Below are 19826 nucleotides of genomic sequence, written 5' to 3' on the forward strand. Positions count from 1 at the left end.
GAAATAGGGGAAACACTAATGCTTCTTATCCGTTGCCCTTATTGCGAGATGGAACGCCCAGAGCTGGAATTCGCCTATGCGGGCGAAGCGCATATTGCGCGTCCAGCCGACCCATCGACACTGACCGATGATGAATGGCGCGACTTCCTGTTCACGCGCTCCAATCCACGCGGCACCCATTATGAACGCTGGCGGCATATCAATGGCTGCGGTCGCTTCTTCAATGCGGTGCGCGACACGGTGAGCGACAAGTTTGTCACCACCTACAAGGCCGGTGAACCCCGTCCTGCTTTGGCAGAAACTCCGGCTGCGGAGACAAAATAATGACCGATATGCGCATTCATAACAAAGGCCGTGTCAACAAGGCCAAGTCCGTTCGGTTCACCCTCAATGGCAAGACCTATTCCGGCTTTGAAGGCGACACGCTGGCTTCCGCCATGCTTGCCAATGGCGAACATCTGGCTGGTCGTTCATTCAAATATCACCGCCCGCGCGGCATTCTTTCTGCCGGTTCCGAAGAGCCAAATGCGCTGATGGGCGTCTCGCGTGGACCCGGCCGGTTTGAGCCGAACACCCGCGCAACGGTGCTGGAACTCTATGATGGTCTCAAGGCCGAAACCCAGAACCATTGGCCGTCGCTGAAGCACGATGTCGGCGCGATCAATGATGCGTTCTACATGTTCTTCTCGGCAGGCTTTTACTACAAGACCTTCATGTGGCCGAAAAGCTTCTGGAACAAGGTTTATGAGCCTTTCATCCGTGGCGCTGCCGGTCTTGGCAAATCGCCGTCCGAGCCCGATCCGGACACCTATGCCAGCCGCTATGCTTTCTGCGATGTGCTGGTTGCCGGTGGTGGACCTGCCGGTCTGGCCGCCGCCCTTGAAGCCGCAAAGAGTGGCGCGAAGGTCATCCTCGTCGACGAGCAGGCTGAATTTGGCGGCTCGCTTCTGTCGGAACCGGAGCCGGTCATCAATGGCCGCGCAAGCTGGGACTGGCTGAACGAAACCATAGCGGCCCTTAAAGCCAATCCGAATGTCACGCTTTTGCCGCGCACGACGGCCATCGGCTATTACCATCAGAACATGGTTGGTCTTTGCGAACGCCTGACTGATCATCAGGCCAAGCCTGCCTCCAATGCGCCGCGTGAGCGTATGTGGCGTGTGCGCGCAAAACAGGTGGTGCTGGCGCAGGGCGCGATTGAAAAGCCGCTGGTCTTTGCAGGCAATGACCGCCCCGGCGTGATGCTGGCGTCGAGCGCACGCACCTATCTCAATCGCTATGGCGTCAAGGTCGGCAATCAGGCAGTCGTCGTCACCTCGCATGACAGCGCATGGCTTGCGGCTTTCGATCTCGCGGTCGCAGGTGTGAAGGTTCCGGCCATCATCGATGTGCGTTCAAGCGTTGCCGACAGCCTCGTCAACCGCGCCAAAATGCTTGGCATTGAAACACTGACCGGCTGGACTGTGACGGATACCGGCGGACGCCATCGCGTGTCGTCGGTTCGCGCTAATCCGGTTTCCAATGGCTCGGTCGGTGCTGCGCGCACGATTGCCTGCGATGTGCTGCTGATGTCTGGCGGCTGGAATCCGAGCGTGCATCTGTTCTCGCACACAAAGGGCTCGCTCGTCTGGGATGAGGCACGCCAGATTTATCTGCCGGGCGAACGCACCGAGGAAAGCCGCTGTGCCGGTGCAGGCAATGGCAATTTCGACCTGCAGGCTGCATTGCACGAGGGTGCGGAAGCGGGTGCCGCTGCTGCCAATGATTCCGGACACAAAGCCAAGGCGTCTGAATATGCGGTCGCCGGTGATTTTGTCTGCGACGGCGTAAGCTGTCGTGAACTGCCGACGGATCGGGATCCGGGCAAGGCCAAAGCTTTCATCGATTTCCAGAACGATGTGACTGCCAAGGATATTCGTCTGGCCGTGCGCGAGGGTTTCCATTCCATCGAGCACGTCAAGCGCTATACCACCAACGGCATGGCGACCGATCAGGGCAAGACCTCGAACATTAACGGTCTGGCGGTTGCAGCCGATGCGCTCAAGCGCCCAACGCCGCAGGTAGGTCTTACAACCTTCCGCCCGCCTTACACGCCGACGACCTTTGGCGCTTTCTGCGGTTACAATCGCGGCAAGCTGTTCGATGTCACGCGCAAGACACCGATCGATAGCTGGGCTGAACAGCATGGCGCAGCTTTTGAGCCGGTCTCACTGTGGCGTCGCGCATGGTACTTCCCGAAAACCGGCGAAGACATGCATCAGGCCGTGGCGCGTGAATGCAAGGCGACCCGCCAGTCGCTTGGCATGTTCGACGCTTCCACCCTTGGCAAGATCGAAGTGGTTGGCCCGGATGCCGCGGAATTCATGAACCGCATGTACACCAACCCATGGACGAAGCTTGGCATTGGGCGCTGCCGTTATGGTCTGCTGCTTGGCGAAGACGGCTTCATCCGGGATGACGGTGTCGTCGGTCGCCTCACGCAAGACCGTTTCCATGTGACGACCACAACCGGCGGTGCCGCGCGTGTTCTCAACATGATGGAAGATTATCTCCAGACCGAATGGCCGGAGCTGAAAGTCTCATTGACCTCGACCACCGAACAGTGGGCCGTGGTGGCAATCAATGGCCCGAATGCGCGCAAGCTCATTGAGCCAATGGTTGAAGGTCTGGATATTTCCGATGAAGCCTTCCCGCATATGTCGGTGGCGGAATGCACATTCCTTGGCGTGCCAGCGCGTCTGTTCCGCATGAGCTTCACCGGCGAGCTGGGCTATGAAATCAACGTGCCTGCCCGTTACGGCCTGTCACTCTGGAAGGCACTCTATGAGGCCGGTCAGCAATATGACATCACGCCTTACGGCACCGAAACCATGCATGTTCTGCGCGCTGAAAAGGGCTATATCATTGTCGGTCAGGACACTGACGGCACGATTACGCCGGATGATGCAAGCCTTGGCTGGGCTGTCGGCAAGCAGAAGCCGGATTTCGTCGGCAAGCGTTCGCTGGCGCGTCCGGATATGCTGAAAGCGGATCGCAAGCATCTCGTGGGTCTGTTGACCAACGATCCGAAGCTGGTGCTGGAAGAAGGTGCGCAGATTGTTGCCGATCCAAAGCAGGCGCTGCCGATGACCATGCTTGGTCATGTCACCTCGTCCTATTGGAGCGAGGCGCTTGGTCGTTCCATCGCCATGGCAGTGGTCTCCGGTGGCAAGGATCGTATGGGTGAAACGCTTTATATGCCGATGCCTGATGGCACAGTGCATGAGGCTGTGGTTTCGGGAATGGTCTTCTATGATCCCGAAGGAAAGAAACTGAACGGATAACACTACAGCTGCATTCTTCGTGATGCCGGGCTGCAAAGAGCAATTTGTCTGCGTTCCGGTGCTCACGTACCTTTAAGTACGCTCCGCTCCGGTACTCGAAAACCACTCTTTTCGCCACGGCCTGACGAATTTGCAACTGTAGTGATAAGGATTGAACCATGCTTGTTGAGACAAAACCTTATTCGAACCGCAAGGTCGTCATTCCCGGTCGTCTGGAAATCCATGCAGCCGATGACGCCGCCCGTTTCATCCTGCGCATTGCCCCGGCAAAACTGGCCTTGGCCGAAAAAGCGCTGGGCGCAAAAATCCCGGCAAAGATCGGCGGTTTGATCCGCACGGACGATATTGCCGTTGCCTGCATCGGACCGGATGAATGGTATATCTGGGCTGATGAAGCCAAGGGTGCTGCGATCACGCAGGCTTTCGCCACGCTTTATGAAACAGAGCCGCACAGCCTGACGGACGTAAGCCATCGGGAAACCGGCATCGATATTTCCGGACCCAAAGCCGAATGGCTGTTGAATGCCGCTTCCCCACTTGAGCTTTCGCAGATGAGCTTTCCGGGTGCTGCCCGCACGATCTTCGATCACGCCCAGATCATTCTGTTGAAGTGGGATGCCGATCATTACCGGATTGAAGTGTGGAACTCGTTTGCCGATCACGTCTGGACCTTGCTGGAACTGGCCAGCAACGAGGTCTAACACACCATTCCATTCATCAAATCGAGACTGAAAACGCCGCCCAACCGGGCGGCGTTTTTGCATTCAAAGCCCAAATTCGGTCTTGCCTTCCATAAATCCATATGTGAAGACTATATTCACATAAGAAATTCATGAGGAGGGAATTTCCCGATGTCGGAAAGCGAACTGCCGCTGAGCGGGCTTGTCGTTGTCGATATGAGCCAGTTTCTGTCGGGGCCTTATTGCTCGTTGCGTCTGATGGATCTGGGTGCACGCGTCATCAAGATTGAACGGCCCGATGGTGGCGATCTCTCGCGCAGGCTTTATCTGAGCGACACGGAAATCGGCGGCGATTCCACGATTTTTCATGCGATCAATCGCGGCAAGGACAGCCTTGCGATCGACCTCAAAAATCCTGACGATCTGGCAGCATTGAAAAAGCTTCTCACACAGGCCGATGTGCTGATCCAGAATTTCCGCCCCGGTGTCATCAAGCGTCTTGGCCTTGATTACGAGGCAGCCAAAGAAATCAACCCGCGTCTCGTCTATGCATCGATCAGCGGCTATGGCGAAGAAGGGCCATGGGTCGGGCGGCCCGGGCAGGATTTGCTGGCGCAGGCGCGCTCGGGCCTCATGTGGCTCAATGGTGATGAAGGGCAGGGACCGGTTCCATTCGGTCTGGCGGTTGCCGATATGCTGGCAGGGGCTGCAGCCGCACAGGGAATTCTCGCAGCGCTGGTTCGCCGCGGCATCACCAATAAAGGCTCGCATGTCGAAACCAGCCTTCTTGAGGCACTGGTTGATTTCCAGTTTGAAGTGCTGACCACCCACCTTAACGATGGTCGTCGCCTGCCAAAACGTTCCGATTTCCGCAGCGCCCACGCCTATCTTGCAGCGCCCTATGGCGTCTATCCGGCAGCGGACGGCTATCTGGCCATCGCCATGATGCCGATTGCGAAACTGGCGCCACTGTTGGAAGCGGACACGCTCGCCCCATTTGCCGATGATCCCAAAAGCGCCTTCGCAAAACGCGATGACATCAAGCGCCTGATCGCTGACCGCATTGCCGAGAAGACTGTCGATGAATGGCTCGCCATTCTGGAACCGGCCGATATCTGGTGTGCCCGCGTTCTCAACTGGGAAGAACTGCTCGCAAGTGAGGGATTTTCAGTCCTCGACATGCTCCAGACAGTGACGCGTGAAGATGATGTTTCCATCACCACGACACGTTCGCCGCTGCGTATCAACGGACAACGCCCAAAGGTGGCACGTGCTGCACCGCGCATTGGCGAAAACAGCAAAGAAATTCGCGAGGAGTTCGGTCTATGAGTACGATCAAGCTGAAAAGCATGACCTGGAGCCACCCGCGCGGCTATGATCCGATGGTTGCAGGTGCCGCACAATGGCTCGCGGACAAAGGCGTCGAGATCGAATGGGAAAAGCGCTCTTTGCAGGATTTCGAGACCTTTCCGGTCGAGGAACTGGCGCGCAATTTCGATATGATCGTGATCGACCATCCGCATGTGGGCCAGATCACCAAGGAAGGCTGTCTGCTGCCGCTTGATGTGCCAAGCCGCGAAACGGAACTGAAAAAGCTTGCCGATGGTTCCGTGGGCCAGTCCTTCCCAAGCTATAACTGGCAAGGGCGGCAATGGGCATTTCCGCTTGATGCCGCCACACAGGTTCAGGCATGGCGTCCGGACCTGATGGACAAGCCAGCCACCTCATGGGGTGAGGTGCTGCGTCTGGCGCGCGCCGGGAAAGTTCTGCTGCCACTGCGCTCGCCGCATTCGCTGATGTGCTTTTATACACTCGTTGCCAATGCCGGAACGCCTTGCGCGGTCGAAGGCGAACTGATCTCTGTTGAGGATGGTGTCAAAGCTTTCGAGCAACTGCGCGAGATCGCTTCGCTGGTAAAGCCGGAATGCTTCGGCATGGACCCGATTACCGTGTTTGAGGAAATGGCAGAGCCGGAATCCGAAATCGCGTGCTCACCGCTGATCTACGGCTATGTGAATTATGCCATGCGGGGCTTCCGCGAGCGTCTGATCCGTTTTGCCGATATTCCAGCGGGCGCGGCAGGTGTTGCAGGTTCGGCTCTGGGCGGTACGGGCATTGCCGTTTCAGCCTTCAGCAAGCATCCGGAGGCTGCTATCGATTTTGCCTATTGGATTGCAAGCGGTGACGTACAGAAGGGGCTTTATGCGGCCTCCAATGGTCAGCCGGGACATGCGGAAGCATGGGAAGACGACACTGTGAATGCGGCGACGTCTGACTTTTATCGCGACACGCGCGCGACACTGGAAGGCGCATGGGTACGTCCGCGTCACGATGGCTATATGCCGTTTCAGGAAGCGGCGTCGGAACGCATCAACAAAGGCTTGCTGGACAATGAGAAGGCGGAGGTCGTCATCGCCGATCTCAACCGGCTTTTCCGCGAAAGCTTCTGATTTATATGGAAAGGCTGGCGGCTTGCCGCCAGCCTGATTGGTTTTATAGTTTCCAGAGGCGCGTTGCATTCTCGGAGAGAAGCAGCGCTTTTTCGTCTTCGCTGCATCCTTCAAGAAGCGCATGGGTTGTGGCCACCCATGTCGAAAGTCCGGCATCGACATTGCTTGCCAGTGTGCAGACAGGCCAGTCGCTGCCCCACACAATCCGCTCCCAGCCGAAGGCCTCAATGACATGCTCCACATAGGGACGTACCGTGTCGACGGTCCAGCTTGTCTGCTCGGCATAGGCCACTACGCCGGAAATCTTTGCCGTCACATTGTCGCGCTGCGCAACCTCGGTAATGCCCTTTTTCCAGCCGTCCAGCGCACCTGACTTGATGTCCGGAACGCCGCAGTGATCGAGCACGAATTGCACGTCCGGGGCAAGATCGGCCAGCGCAAGTACCTTGTCGATCTGATGTGGGAGTGTGCAGAGATCGAAGGTCAGGCCAGTGCCTTCCAGCCGCTTGATATTCTCGCGGAAAAGAACACCCTCGGAAACGTCATCAGGTACGACATGCAGCACACGACGAAAGCCTTTGACGAAAGGATTGCCAAGCTGCAATTCGAGATATTCCGCAAATCCCGGCTCTTCCGGGCGGCACGAGGCGATTGCACCCTTGATGAAACCGCCCGATCTTCTGGAAATCTCCTGAACGTGGTCCGTTTCAGCCTGAATGGCATCGGCTGCCACATCCACTTCCATATGCAGTGCTGCTGTAATGCCGCAGCGCTCAGCCTGCTTCCGATAGGTCTCGAACAGAAAGTCGTGGTTGAGCGCCGGGACATCCCCCAGCCATGGGTAAGTCAGTGCGCTTTTGTCTATCAGATGCAGATGGGTATCGATAATCATGAAAACTCTCCTCCATTGACATACTTTCAAAAAAGAAGAGAGTTTTCAAATAAGAATTACCGGCATTGCTTAGTCGGCTGTCCCTATGTCGGAGCCGACCAGTTTCGACAGGTCTTTGACGGTCTTTTGCAGCAGGCTGATGGTCTGCGTAATGTCGGGTGCTGAAGCCGAATTGACGAGTGTCACATAGGGACAGGTCAGTGAGGCAATGCATGTGCCATCCGGACCGAGAATCGGTGCCGAGAGATTGTAAACGCCTGCCACCTGAGCGCTGGGCATCATTTCATAGCCACGTTCGCGAATCTGGTCGAGGCGCTCGTAGAAACTCTCATCGAGCTTCACGCTTTCACCGTCTTTTGCATATTCGGCAATCATCATCTTGCGTTCTTCCGGTGACCGGAAGGCGAGAAGCACATGGCCGGAACCGGTATCGAACAGACTGATATGCGAACCGACGCGGATTGAGATGCCCCAGTAATCCGGAGCCTCCTGCTGTGCAATGACAACGACGGAACCACGATCAAACACGGCAAGCTGGTTGGCCTGCTTTGAGCGGTCGGCAAGTTCACGCATGAAAGGCGTGGCAAAGGATGCAAGTCTGCGCACCGGTGCATGAAGGTGTGCAAGACCGAACAGCTTGAGCGTCAGTGAGTAGCGGTCGCCCTCGAGCTTGGTCACGTAACCGCGCTTCACCAGGCGATCCAGCATCCGGTAAAACTCGTTGGGGCTGCGGTCGAGGTGTTTGGCAATTTCTGCCTGTGTCAGCCCACCATCCACGCTCGCAAGCAGTTCCAGAATATCCAGTCCTTTGTCCAGCGCGGGCGCGCGGTAGCGATCGTCTGTTTCCAAGTTGGCTCCCCTCATGAATATCTCTCTTCATATACGAACAACCCGGAATGCGAAAGTCGCAAATGTGCGGAAACTCGCCTTGACCGGTTTTGAATAATATGTTTGCATATAAATACCAAATTCACAATTGGGGGCGGACCGGGGAAAAGTCCGTCGTGAGGAGGAGAAGCATGATGAGTTTCAAAACGTCCTGCCTGGCGGGAACGGCTCTACTGGCGTTGGCAATGGGTTCCGCTGGTGCGGCCGATTTGCCGGGTAAATTTGAAGGCGTGACGGTAAACGCCAAGCTGATCGGCGGTCAGCAATATGAAGCGCTGTATTCGCGCATTGCCGAATGGGAAAAAGCGACCGGTGCCAAGGTCAACATCCTGTCCAAGAAGAACCACTTCGAACTGGACAAGGAAATCAAGTCGGACATCGCTTCTGGTTCGATCAACTGGTGCGTCGGCTCCAACCATTCGTCCTTTGCGCCGCAATATCCTGATCTCTATGCCGACCTGAATGGTTTGCTTCCATCGGGCGAAATCGAAGGTTTCGTGCCATCGGTGATCAAGGCTTCGACGCTTAACGACAAGCTGGTCATGCTGCCGCGCGCGCAGTTCGACGTCTCGGCGCTCTACTATCAGAAGAGCCTTTACGAAGACGACGCCAAGAAGACCGCGTTCAAGGAAAAATACGGCTACGATCTGGCACCGCCAAAGACCTGGAAAGAAGTTTCCGATCAGGCTGTGTTCTTTGCCGATCCACCGAATTTCTACGGCACGCAGTTTGCGGGCAAGGAAGAAGCCATTAATGGCCGCTTCTATGAAATGCTGGTCGCAGAAGGCGGCGAATATCTCAAGGACGGCAAGCCTGCTTTCAATTCTGAAGCCGGTGTCCGTGCGCTCGATTGGTTCGTTAATCTCTACAAGGCCAAGGCCGTTCCTGCAGGCACCACCAACTATCTCTGGGATGAACTCGGCGCAGGCTTTGCTTCGGGCACCATTGCAATCAACCTGGATTGGCCGGGCTGGGCGACCTATTTCAACGATCCAAAGTCGTCGAAGGTCGCAGGCAATGTCGGTATCGTTCCGCCTCCGACAGGTTCTTCCGGCAAACGCACCGGCTGGTCGGGCCATCACGGCTTCTCGGTCACCGAATCCTGCGCCACCAAGGAAGCTGCTGCTTCGCTCGTCTGGTTCCTGACCAACGAAGATTCGCAGAAGCAGGAATCGGCTGCTGGCACGCTGCCAACCCGTACGGCTGTCTGGGATTATGTCATCGAACAGGCTGCTTCCGATCCATACAAGAAGGAAGTGCTCTCCGTGTTCCAGGAAACGGCAAAGACCGCTTTCCCGGTTCCGCAGACCCCTTCCTGGATCGAGATTTCCAACGCTGTTTATCCTGAGCTTCAGGCGGCGATCCTTGGCGACAAGACCTCACAGCAGGCGCTTGACGATGCAGCCAAGAAGGCAACGCAGATCCTTGAGGATGCTGGCGAACTCTAGTCTCGCTTTGTGACTTCATGGCCCGCCTTTGGGAAACCAATTGGCGGGCCGTTTTGACAGGTTTTCTGGCTGATCCACCGCTTCGGAAGAACAATGTTTAAACGAATTTCCCCGCCGGTTCTGCTTTTGCTTCCGGCCATTATCATCCTCGCAGCGGTGGTTCTGTTTCCCCTCGCGCTTTCGCTTTATTCAAGCTTCACGCCATTCCGGCTGACGCGCCCTGACAGCCTGTTCAACTTCATCGGCTTGCGCAATTATCAGCGTATCATGAGCGATTGGGTGTTCTGGGCTGCATTCATCCGCACGGTGATTTTCCTCACCATCGCGCTCAATCTGGAAATGCTGCTCGGCCTTGGCTTGGCGCTGCTCATCAATAAGGCCACCCACGGTCAGCGTGTTTTGCGCACGCTGATGATGTTCCCGATGATGTTTTCGCCGGTTCTCGTCGGCTTCCAGTTCAAGTTCATGTTCAACGACAATATCGGTCTCGTGAACAATGCGCTGCAATCTCTGGGCATCACCAGCCAGGCTATTCCATGGCTGATCGACGGCAATCTGGCGCTGTTTGCGATTTTGCTGGCAGAAGTCTGGATGTCGACCTCGGTGTTCGCGATCCTTATTCTGGGCGGTCTTCTGTCCATGCCGCAGGACCCGGTTGAAGCCGCGCGCGTCGATGGCTGCACGCCATGGCAGACATTCCGCTATGTCATCTGGCCTTATCTGATGCCGTTTGCTTTCATCGCAATGACTATCCGTTCGCTGGATGTGGCCCGTGCCTATGACATCGTGAAAATCATGACCGATGGTGGCCCGGCACGCCGAACCGAGCTGATCTGGACGCTGGTTGGACGCACCGCCTATTCGGATGCGCAGATGGGCTTGGCCAATGCCATGGCCTATGTCGCGATCCTGCTCTCGATCCTCTTCACCGTAATGTTCTTCCGCAAGCTTGCAGCCGCACGCGCGCAAATTGGAGCGGAGTGGTAATCATGGCATCAACAACGCTCTCCAATAACCAGCATCGTCTGCTGCGTCGCGTCAAGAAAGTCGCCTATCTTATCGGCCTGTTTCTCGCGATGGCGATCATTTGCCTGCCCGGTCTGTGGATCGTGCTGTCCTCGCTGCGTCCGCCGGTTGAAATCATGGCAAAGCCGCCGGTCTGGATTCCGCAGGAAATCACGCTTGATGCTTATTATGCGATGTTCTCAGGCGCAGGCGGCGGCGGTATTCCTGTCTGGGATTATTTCCGCAACTCGCTGATTATCTCGGTCACATCCACCATCATCGCACTGATTGTCGGCGTTTCGGGTGGCTATGCCTTCGCGCGCTTTCGCTTCTGGGGCAAGTCGACAACCTTCCTCGGCCTCATGCTGACGCGCTCGGTGCCGGGCATTGCCCTGTCGCTGCCGCTCTTCATGCTCTATTCGCGCATCGGCATCATCGACACGCATTTTGGTCTCATCGTCACCTATGTGGCGCTCAATGTGCCATTCACGATCTGGCTGATCGACGGTTTTTTCCGTCAGGTGCCGAAGGATCTGGCGGAAGCAGCCCAGATTGACGGCTGCACACGCTGGCAGGCCTTCTGGCAGGTGGAGTTTCCACTCGCTGGTCCCGGCATTGCGACCGCAGGCATCTTTGCCTTCCTCACTTCATGGAACGAATATGCGCTGGCTTCCCAGCTCACCCGCTCGGTCAATTCCAAGACCCTTCCTGTTGGTCTTCTTGATTACACCGCTGAATTCACCATCGACTGGCGCGGCATGTGTGCGCTGGCGGTCGTGATGATTATTCCGGCGCTGACCCTCACATTCATCGTCCAGAAGCATCTTGTTGCTGGTCTGACGTTCGGCGCGGTTAAAGGTTGATATAAAATGGCTCAGCTTTCCATCAAAAATCTCGTCAAGCGTTACGGCAATGTCGGCGTGGTGCATGGCATCAATCTCGAAATCGCCGACAAGGAATTTGTAGCGCTGGTCGGTCCGTCCGGCTGTGGCAAGTCCACGACGCTGCGCATGATCGCAGGTCTTGAAAGCATTTCCGACGGTGCGCTCGAAATCGGCGGCAAGGTGGTCAACGATCTGCCGCCGCGTGATCGCAATATCTCGATGGTGTTCCAGTCCTATGCGCTTTATCCGCATATGTCGGTGCGCGAGAACATGGGCTTCTCGCTCAAGATCGCCAAGCAGCCACAGGCGGAAATCGACCGACGCGTCAATGAAGCGTCAGCCATTCTTGGCCTTGAAGCCTTGATGGAGCGCCGTCCGGCACAGCTTTCAGGCGGTCAGCGCCAGCGCGTTGCCATGGGCCGCGCCATTGTGCGCAATCCGGAAGTGTTTCTGTTCGACGAACCGCTTTCCAATCTTGATGCGAAACTGCGCACACAGATGCGCACAGAGATCAAAAAGCTTCACGCCAAGGTGCAGTCCACCGTCGTTTACGTGACGCATGATCAGGTCGAAGCCATGACGCTGGCCGACCGCATCGTCATCATGCGCGATGGCCATATTGAACAGGTCGGAACGCCGGATGAAGTGTTCAAGCGTCCGGCTACGCAGTTTGTTGCTGGCTTCATTGGCTCGCCGCCGATGAATATGGCCGAGGCAACCGTGCAGGGTTCGGAACTGGTCTTTGCCAGTGGCCAGCGCCTGCCAGTGCCAGCACAATTCAAGGCCAAGGTCACGGATGGCTCCAAGGTCACGTTCGGCCTGCGCCCGGACGATCTGTTTCCGAAAGGCCATGGGCTTTCATCGGGAGACGCCGTTCATGAGGGCGAATTGCGCGTTTCGATCACCGAGCCACTTGGCAATGAAACGCTGGTCTTTGTCGAATTTGCCGGCAAGGAATGGGTGGCGCGTATGCTGAACCCACGTCACCTCAATTCCGGTGAAGCGATCTCCATGCATTTTGATCTGTCGCAGGCGCATCTGTTTGATGCGGCAAGCGGCAAGAGTCTGGCGGTATAGTTATGGCGCGTATTGAAAAAGTCGAACTGCGCATGGTCGACCTTCCGCCGAAGGTCAAGCGTACCGATGCGATCCAGAGCTTTGTCAGTCAGGAAACGCCGATTGTTACCATCACCGACAGTGATGGTGCGGTGGGTACGGGCTACAGCTACACCATCGGCACCGGCGGCTCGTCCGTCATGCGCCTGTTGAGCGATCATCTGGTGCCGCTTATCCTGAATGAGGATGCGGATTGTATCGAGGCGATCTGGCGCAAGCTCGAATTTGCTACCCACGCCACAACTATCGGTCCGATTACCGCTTTGGCGCTTGCTGCGATTGATACGGCACTCTGGGATTTGCGTGCGAAGAAGCAGAACCTGCCGCTGTGGAAGCTGGCAGGCGGCGCCAAGGAAAGCTGCCCGCTTTACACGACCGAAGGTGGCTGGCTGCATATCGAGAAAGAAGCGCTGGTCGAGGATGCGTTGCAAGCCAAAGCCAAGGGCTTTTCCGGTTCTAAGGTGAAGATTGGCAAGCCGCATGGTTCGGAAGACTATGCGCGTCTTTCGGCTGTTCGTGCGGCCGTGGGTGACGGCTTTGAGATCATGACCGACTGCAATCAGGGCTTTACAGTCGACGAATCCATTCGTCGTGCCGAGCGCCTGAAAGAACTTGATCTCGCTTGGATTGAAGAGCCGCTTCCGGCGGATGATCTTGATGGCCATATCCGCCTGACCCGTTCCACACCAACACCTATTGCAGTGGGTGAATCGATCTATTCGATCCGCCATTTCCGCGAATATATGCAGAAGGGCGCTTGCTCCATCGTGCAGGTGGATGTGGCGCGTATCGGCGGCATCACGCCATGGCTGAAAGTGGCACATGCCGCAGAAGCTTTTGATATTCCCGTCTGCCCGCACTTCTTGATGGAACTGCATGTCAGCCTCACCTGTGCCGTTCAGAACGGGCGCTATGTCGAATATATCCCGCAGCTTGATGACCTGACCACCAAGGGCATGGAAATTCGTGATGGCCACGCCATTGCACCATCAGAACCCGGCATTGGTATTTCGTGGGATTGGGATGCCGTGCGCGCGCGCTCCGTTTCCGAATTCACCCGCGAGATCGTGAGATCGTAATGGTTCAGAGAATGGGCATGGTGATCGGGCTGAAGCCTGAAAAGATCGCAGAATATAAAAAGCTGCACGCGAGCGTGTGGCCGGAAATTCTGGCACTCATTTCGCAGTGCAACATCACCAATTATACGATCTTTCTCAAAGAGCCGGAAAACCTGCTTTTTGGCACATGGGACTATGTAGGCGCCGACTTTGAAGCCGACATGAAGAAGATGGCCGATAACCCGAAAAATCAGGAATGGTGGTCCGTCTGTATGCCATGCCAGAAACCGCTTGAAACCCGTAAAGAGGGTGAGTGGTGGGCCATGATGGAGGAGGTTTTCCATCATGACTGAGGCCTTTGATCCGAAAACCCTGCGTCAGTGGTGGGCCAAACCCACACAGCCAAAGCCTATCGTGATTTTCGGTGCAGGCAGTATCGTCTGTGACGCGCATCTGCCCGCTTATCAAAAGGGCGGCTTTGCGGTTGCTGGTATTTTCGATCCCAATCTGGACAAGGCATCGGCACTTGCCGACCAATGGGGCGTGAAGGTTTTTGGAAGTCTTGAAGAGGCGCTTGCGGTTGAAGGCGCGATCTTCGATCTGGCAACGCCGCCTTCTGCTCATGCTTCGATCCTCGCGCAATTGCCGGAAGGTGCGGCTGTTCTGATCCAGAAGCCGATGGGCAGCGATCTAGCCGCGGCAACGGAAATTCTGAAAGTTTGCCGTGCGCGCAATCTCAAAGCTGCGGTCAATTTCCAGCTACGCTTTGCGCCAATGATGTTGGCACTTTACGATGCCGTCGATAAGGGCTTGCTCGGTGAAGTCGTGGATTTCGACGCATGGCTCGCGCTTGCCACGCCTTGGGGCCTTTGGCCGTTCCTGAAAGGTCTGCCACGCATCGAGATTGCCATGCATTCGATCCATTATCTCGATTTCGTGCGCGGTCTGCTCGGCAATCCGCAAGGTGTTCACGCCAAGACCATCGGGCATCCAAACCACGAAGTCGCCCAGACGCGCACGGCCGCAATCCTCGATTATGGCAACCGCGTGCGTTGTGCATTGTCGATCAATCATGACCATGATTTTGGCCGTAAATTTCAAGCCTGCGAGTTCCGTATCTGCGGCACCGAAGGTGCTGCCTATGTGAAACTTGGCGTCAATCTCGATTATCCGCGTGGCGAACCGGACGAGCTTTGGATCAAGCCAAAGGGCGCGGACGACTGGGTGCAGGTCGTGCTTCAAGGCGCTTGGTTCCCGGATGCATTCTTAAACCGCATGGCACAGTTGCAGCGTTTCGCGACTGGCGAAGACGCTGAACTTATCGGCTCGGTCGAAGATGCGTGGCACACCATGGCGCTGGTCGAGGCCGCCTATCAGTCGAGCGCTGCGCCTGCCACGCCGCTTGCCGCAAAACTGGAGGTCTGATTATGGCCGAACAGAAAATCTACTACGAAGATTATGAAATGAACCATGTGCGCCTCACCACGGGCCGCACCATCACCGAAACGGATTTCGTGGTTCATGCCGGGCATACGGGTGATTTCTTTCCACACCATATGGATGCGGAGTTTGCCAAGACCCTGCCGGGTGGTCAGCGCATTGCCCACGGCACAATGATCTTTGCAATTGGTGTCGGATTGACCGCAACGCTGATCAATCCGGTTGCATTTTCCTATGGTTATGATCGTCTGCGGTTTATTCGCCCGGTTCATATCGGAGATACGATCCGCACGCGCGTGACAATCAGCGCCAAGGAAGATGACCCGAAGAGGGCCAATATGGGCCGCGTTACCGAGCGGTGCGAAGTGCTTAATCAGCGGGATGAAGTGGTGCTGGCTTGCGACCACATCCTGCTTGTCGAACGGAAGGCTTGAAAATGACGATACGATTTGATGGAAAAACCGCACTGGTGACAGCCGCCGCTCAGGGCATTGGCCGTGCAAGTGCGCTGGCTTTTGCGGAAGCTGGCGCCAAGGTCTATGCGACCGACATCAACGAGGCCGCACTCAAGGAAATCGAAGGCGTTTCGGGCATTATCACCCGCAAGCTCAACGTGCTTGACGAGGCGGAAGTGAAGGCAGCGGTCGCCGAGATCGGTCAGGTCGATATCCTGTTCAACTGCGCGGGCGTTGTCCATGGCGGCTCAATCCTTGAGATGAAGGACGAAGACCTCGACTTTGCCGTCAATCTCAACGTCAAGGCCATGATCCGCACCATTCGCGCCGTGCTGCCGGGAATGCTGGAACGCAAGGACGGTTCTATCGTCAACATGGCGTCGGTCGCTTCGAGCGTGAAGGGCGTGCCGAACCGCTTTGCCTATGGCGTCACCAAGGCGGCGGTCATAGGCCTCACCAAGGCTGTCGCTGCCGACTACGTTGCCAAGGGCATCCGCTGCAACGCCATCTGCCCCGGTACGGTTGAAAGCCCGTCGCTTCAGGACCGTCTGCGTGCGCAGGGCGATTATGAAGAACAGCGCGCAGCCTTCATCGCGCGTCAGCCAATTGGCCGTATCGGCCAGCCGGAAGAAATCGCCGATCTCGCGGTCTATCTCGCAGGTGCCACGTACACCACCGGTCAGGCTTATAACATCGATGGTGGCTGGACGATCTAGAGCTATCGCTATTCAGGCTCTGGCGGCCTGCAAACGGTATTCTTCTGCGCTTCCGGTGCTCATGTACCTTTAAGTACATTCCGCTCCGGTTCTCGAAAAACACCATTTTCGGCACGCCATAACCTGAATTTCGACAGCTCTAGGCATTCCACCGCCACCAATTCCATCCCCACAAGGAGTAATCTCATGAAATTTCTTCGCTATGGCGAAACCGGTCAGGAAAAGCCGGGCCTTCTCGATGCGGACGGCAATATCCGTGATCTTTCCGCCCATGTAGGCGATCTTTCCGGCGCGGCTCTGACCCCGGATGCACTGGCCAAGCTCGGTGCGATCGATATCAATTCGTTGCCGAAGGTCGAAGGCAACCCACGTCTCGGTCCATGCGTTGCAGGCACCGGCAAGTTCATCTGCATTGGCCTCAACTATGCTGATCACGCTGCAGAATCCGGCATGGCCGTTCCGCCAGAACCAGTTATCTTCATGAAGGCCACCTCGGCCATCGTTGGCCCGAACGACGATCTGCTCATCCCGCGCGGTTCGGAAAAGACCGACTGGGAGGTCGAACTCGGCATCGTTATCGGCAAGACCGCGAAATATGTTTCGGAAGATGATGCGCTTGATTATGTCGCGGGCTACTGCACACTGCACGACGTCTCGGAACGCGCTTTCCAGATCGAGCGCGCCGGTCAGTGGACCAAGGGCAAATCCTGCGACACGTTCGGCCCGACCGGCCCATGGCTGGTGACGAAGGACGAGGTTGCCGATCCGCAGAACCTTGGCATGTGGCTCAAGGTCAATGGCGAAACCATGCAGGACGGCTCGACCAAGACCATGGTCTATGGCGTACGCCACCTCGTTTCCTATCTCTCGCAGTTCATGTCTTTGCAGCCGGGCGATATCATCTCCACCGGCACGCCTCCTGGCGTTGGCATGGGCATGAAGCCACCGCGCTATCTCAAGGCTGGCGATGTTGTCGAACTCGGCATTGAAGGTCTCGGCACGCAGAAGCAGAACGTGCGCGCTGACGTTTAATTTTTTTGAGCATGCTCTGATCACGGATAAATCATGACGAAAATCACTGATCTGCGCGTCTTCGATCTCCGCTTCCCGACTTCGCAAAGTCTGGACGGCTCTGACGCGATGAACCCGGACCCGGACTATTCGGCAGCCTATGTCATCCTCGATACGGATGACGAGGCGCTGAAGGGCCATGGCCTGACCTTCACCATTGGACGCGGCAACGACATTTGCTGTCAGGCGATTCTCGCCATGCGTCATCTGGTCGTGGGTGCCTCGATGGATGATTTCCTCGCGGCCCCCGGCAAGTTCTGGCGTTACCTGACCGGTGACAGCCAGCTGCGCTGGATCGGCCCGGACAAGGGCGTGATGCATCTTGCCACCGGCGCTGTCGTCAACGCCTTCTGGGATTTGGCTGCAAAGCAGGCTGGCAAGCCGGTATGGCGGCTTGTCGCCGACATGTCGCCGGAAGAGATCGCCGATATCGTCGATTATCGCTACCTCACCGATGCGCTGACCCGCGACGAAGCTGTCGAAATTCTGCGTAAAGCGGAAGCCGGCAAGGCCGAGCGTATCGCGAAGCTCGAAGCCAAGGGTTATCCTTGCTACACGACGTCTGCTGGCTGGCTCGGCTATGATGACGACAAGCTGCGTCGTCTGTGTCAGGAAGCCATCGACGAGGGTTTCAATCATGTGAAGATGAAGGTTGGCCGTGATCTCGAAGACGATATCCGTCGTCTGACCATCGCGCGCGAAGTGATCGGCCCTGATCGCTATCTGATGATTGATGCCAATCAGGTATGGGAAGTCGATCAGGCAATCGAGTGGGTCAATAAGCTTGCCTTCTCCAAGCCGTTCTTCATCGAAGAACCAACCAGCCCGGACGATGTTGCAGGCCACCGCAAGATTCGCGAAGCCATTGGCGACGTGAAGGTTGCGACTGGCGAAATGTGTCAGAACCGCATCATGTTCAAGCAGTTCATCGCGGAAGGCGCTATCGACATCGTTCAGATTGATTCATGCCGCATGGGTGGTCTGAATGAAGTTCTGGCTGTGCTGCTGATTGCTGCCAAGTTTGGTAAGCCGGTTTGGCCACATGCGGGCGGCGTTGGCCTGTGCGAATATGTACAGCATTTGTCGATGATCGACTATGTGGCCGTTTCAGGCACCAAGGAAGGCCGTGTGATCGAATATGTCGATCACCTGCACGAGCATTTCATCGAGCCATGCATCATCAAGGATGCGGCCTATATGCCGCCATCGCTGCCGGGCTTCTCGATTGAAATGAAGCCGCAGTCGATTGCGGAATATACGTTCAAGGGTTGAGAGCCAATTTTCGGCTTATCGTAAAATAAAAAGCCGCGCTGAAAAGCGCGGCTTTGCTTTTAGAGAAAGCGGATCATCAATGCGCCGGAAAGCAACAGAACCGCACCAACAATGCGCCCGGCGGTGATTTCACGCACCGCAACGCCCATGAAGCCGATGCGGTCAGCAGCCAGTCCGGCCATCAATTGTCCAGCAACAGCAAGCCCCATCACGGCAGCAGCCCCGATGCGCGGCGTCAGCAACACCGATGCGGTCACATAGATACAGCCAAGCGCACCGCCAGCCACGAAAAGCCAGCCCGCAGGCACGTTGAACGCTGGCATTGCACCCGTCGCGCGCGCGGTAATTCCGGCGATAACGGCAAGGATGACAGCACCGGAAAGGAACGAAATCGCAGCAGCTGTTACCGGCGATCCCAATCCACGAGCCAAGGCTGCATTGATAGGTGCCTGAATAGCAATACAGGCACCGGAAAGGATGCCGAACAACGTCCAGAGCATGGAGATTTCCTCGCTTGGTGAAGAACCTGGAAGGAACAAATGGAATGATTAGTCCTTGCAGAGGATAATCGTCAGGTCAATATTTCGAGTATGATCACGCCGAATACAGAAGCCTGATTGAACAAGTATTTTTGCGACGACTATTGAAGGGTTTAGAGTGGTGCCCGGAGGCGGATTCGAACCACCGACACGCGGATTTTCAATCCGCTGCTCTACCAACTGAGCTATCCGGGCATCCGTAACAAGCAATCTGCTCGTTCGAGGCGGTGTTGGTTCCCGCCGGAAGTGGGTGGGTTATAGCATTAAATTTCGCGCTGTCCAGCACCGTATCGCAATTTTTATCAGCTTTTCTCACATCTTTGATAAATAACTGATTTTATTGGAGGAAGCCACTTTGAGAGAGGCTTAGTTTCCTCCTTCTTCCTCTTCGTCAATTGGCTTTCCCGGCAGGACATAGCTGCCGGATAGCCAGCGATTGAGGTCGATGCTTTTACAGCGTGGCGAACAGAACGGATAGGATTCGCGCGATGAAGGCTTTCCGCATTCCGGGCAGGGGCGCGTCGGACGCAATGGCGTCACTCGTGCACCTGCTGCGGTCGATATGTCCTTCTTGTCGCTCATACCTGCT

The 19826-nt window shown here is 56.3% G+C and carries 20 protein-coding genes and 1 tRNA gene; 16 read left to right on the top strand and 5 right to left on the bottom strand.

Annotation, left to right across the window (positions count from 1 at the left end; genetic code table 11):
* Positions 1-18 precede the first annotated feature (18 nt).
* The 5 genes from OANT_RS01595 (at position 19) to OANT_RS01615 (ending at position 6453) form a co-directional block, all read left to right on the top strand.
* Positions 19-324 (top strand): sarcosine oxidase subunit delta, encoded by a 306-nt coding sequence (locus OANT_RS01595; RefSeq protein WP_010658073.1) that lies wholly within the window; start codon positions 19-21, stop codon positions 322-324.
* Entirely contained in the window at positions 324-3323 is a 3000-nt protein-coding gene (locus OANT_RS01600; RefSeq protein ID WP_011982484.1) for a sarcosine oxidase subunit alpha, read from the top strand. The genes OANT_RS01595 and OANT_RS01600 overlap by 1 nt, the downstream gene beginning before the upstream one ends.
* 158 nt (positions 3324-3481) lie before the next feature.
* Positions 3482-4024 carry a sarcosine oxidase subunit gamma gene (locus OANT_RS01605; protein WP_011982485.1) on the top strand — a complete coding sequence of 181 codons (543 nt, stop codon included), beginning with the start codon at positions 3482-3484 and terminating at the stop codon, positions 4022-4024.
* A gap of 150 nt (positions 4025-4174) precedes the next feature.
* Positions 4175-5332, top strand: a complete 1158-nt coding sequence (locus OANT_RS01610; protein WP_011982486.1) for a CaiB/BaiF CoA transferase family protein — start codon at positions 4175-4177, stop codon at positions 5330-5332.
* Complete coding sequence (locus tag OANT_RS01615) at positions 5329-6453, top strand: extracellular solute-binding protein (protein ID WP_011982487.1); 1125 nt, start codon at positions 5329-5331, stop codon at positions 6451-6453. The genes OANT_RS01610 and OANT_RS01615 overlap by 4 nt, the downstream gene beginning before the upstream one ends.
* A 43-nt stretch (positions 6454-6496) precedes the next feature.
* Here OANT_RS01615 and OANT_RS01620 read toward each other — a convergent pair whose 3' ends face one another.
* Together OANT_RS01620 and OANT_RS01625 are read right to left on the bottom strand one after the other, a co-directional pair.
* Positions 6497-7345 (bottom strand): amidohydrolase family protein, encoded by an 849-nt coding sequence (locus OANT_RS01620; RefSeq protein WP_011982488.1) that lies wholly within the window; start codon positions 7343-7345, stop codon positions 6497-6499.
* A gap of 69 nt (positions 7346-7414) precedes the next feature.
* A complete protein-coding gene (locus OANT_RS01625) occupies positions 7415-8209 on the bottom strand; it encodes an IclR family transcriptional regulator (protein WP_040129995.1) in 795 nt (264 codons plus the stop codon).
* Positions 8210-8364: 155 nt separating this feature from the next.
* On the opposite strand from OANT_RS01625, the gene OANT_RS01630 reads away from it, so the two are divergent.
* The 11 genes from OANT_RS01630 to OANT_RS01680 all read left to right on the top strand — a co-directional run bounded on the left by OANT_RS01630 (position 8365) and on the right by OANT_RS01680 (position 18698).
* A complete protein-coding gene (locus tag OANT_RS01630) occupies positions 8365-9681 on the top strand; it encodes an ABC transporter substrate-binding protein (protein WP_011982490.1) in 1317 nt (438 codons plus the stop codon).
* 93 nt (positions 9682-9774) lie between these two features.
* Positions 9775-10668 (top strand): carbohydrate ABC transporter permease, encoded by an 894-nt coding sequence (locus tag OANT_RS01635; RefSeq protein ID WP_010658081.1) that lies wholly within the window; start codon positions 9775-9777, stop codon positions 10666-10668.
* A gap of 2 nt (positions 10669-10670) precedes the next feature.
* Positions 10671-11549: a carbohydrate ABC transporter permease gene (locus tag OANT_RS01640; RefSeq protein WP_011982491.1), complete on the top strand. Its 879-nt coding sequence runs from the start codon at positions 10671-10673 to the stop codon at positions 11547-11549.
* 6 nt (positions 11550-11555) lie between these two features.
* Positions 11556-12647: an ABC transporter ATP-binding protein gene (locus OANT_RS01645; protein ID WP_011982492.1), complete on the top strand. Its 1092-nt coding sequence runs from the start codon at positions 11556-11558 to the stop codon at positions 12645-12647.
* Positions 12648-12649: 2 nt separating this feature from the next.
* Entirely contained in the window at positions 12650-13765 is a 1116-nt protein-coding gene (locus OANT_RS01650) for a mandelate racemase/muconate lactonizing enzyme family protein (RefSeq protein WP_011982493.1), read from the top strand.
* Positions 13765-14097 (top strand): L-rhamnose mutarotase, encoded by a 333-nt coding sequence (locus OANT_RS01655; protein WP_011982494.1) that lies wholly within the window; start codon positions 13765-13767, stop codon positions 14095-14097. The genes OANT_RS01650 and OANT_RS01655 overlap by 1 nt, the downstream gene beginning before the upstream one ends.
* Positions 14090-15169: a Gfo/Idh/MocA family protein gene (locus OANT_RS01660; RefSeq protein ID WP_011982495.1), complete on the top strand. Its 1080-nt coding sequence runs from the start codon at positions 14090-14092 to the stop codon at positions 15167-15169. Before OANT_RS01655 ends, OANT_RS01660 begins: the two co-directional genes overlap by 8 nt.
* 2 nt (positions 15170-15171) lie before the next feature.
* Positions 15172-15618 carry a MaoC/PaaZ C-terminal domain-containing protein gene (locus OANT_RS01665; protein WP_010658087.1) on the top strand — a complete coding sequence of 149 codons (447 nt, stop codon included), beginning with the start codon at positions 15172-15174 and terminating at the stop codon, positions 15616-15618.
* Positions 15619-15620: 2 nt separating this feature from the next.
* Positions 15621-16355 (top strand): SDR family oxidoreductase, encoded by a 735-nt coding sequence (locus tag OANT_RS01670; RefSeq protein WP_011982496.1) that lies wholly within the window; start codon positions 15621-15623, stop codon positions 16353-16355.
* A 186-nt stretch (positions 16356-16541) separates the two neighbouring features.
* Positions 16542-17387: a fumarylacetoacetate hydrolase family protein gene (locus OANT_RS01675; protein ID WP_011982497.1), complete on the top strand. Its 846-nt coding sequence runs from the start codon at positions 16542-16544 to the stop codon at positions 17385-17387.
* Positions 17388-17420: 33 nt separating this feature from the next.
* Positions 17421-18698, top strand: a complete 1278-nt coding sequence (locus OANT_RS01680; protein WP_011982498.1) for an L-fuconate dehydratase — start codon at positions 17421-17423, stop codon at positions 18696-18698.
* Positions 18699-18757: 59 nt separating this feature from the next.
* On the opposite strand, the gene OANT_RS01685 is transcribed toward OANT_RS01680, so the two are convergent.
* The 3 genes from OANT_RS01685 to yacG all read right to left on the bottom strand — a co-directional run bounded on the left by OANT_RS01685 (position 18758) and on the right by yacG (position 19819).
* Entirely contained in the window at positions 18758-19198 is a 441-nt protein-coding gene (locus tag OANT_RS01685) for a DMT family transporter (protein WP_010658091.1), read from the bottom strand.
* A gap of 158 nt (positions 19199-19356) precedes the next feature.
* Positions 19357-19432 (bottom strand) — tRNA-Phe (locus OANT_RS01690).
* Positions 19433-19603: 171 nt separating this feature from the next.
* The gene (gene yacG, locus OANT_RS01695; protein ID WP_011982499.1) at positions 19604-19819 is read right to left on the bottom strand and encodes a DNA gyrase inhibitor YacG; all 216 of its coding nucleotides are present in this window, start codon (positions 19817-19819) and stop codon (positions 19604-19606) included.
* Between the last annotated feature and the right edge of the window lie 7 nt (positions 19820-19826).

Source organism: Brucella anthropi ATCC 49188, from assembly GCF_000017405.1.
Taxonomy (GTDB): domain Bacteria; phylum Pseudomonadota; class Alphaproteobacteria; order Rhizobiales; family Rhizobiaceae; genus Brucella; species Brucella anthropi.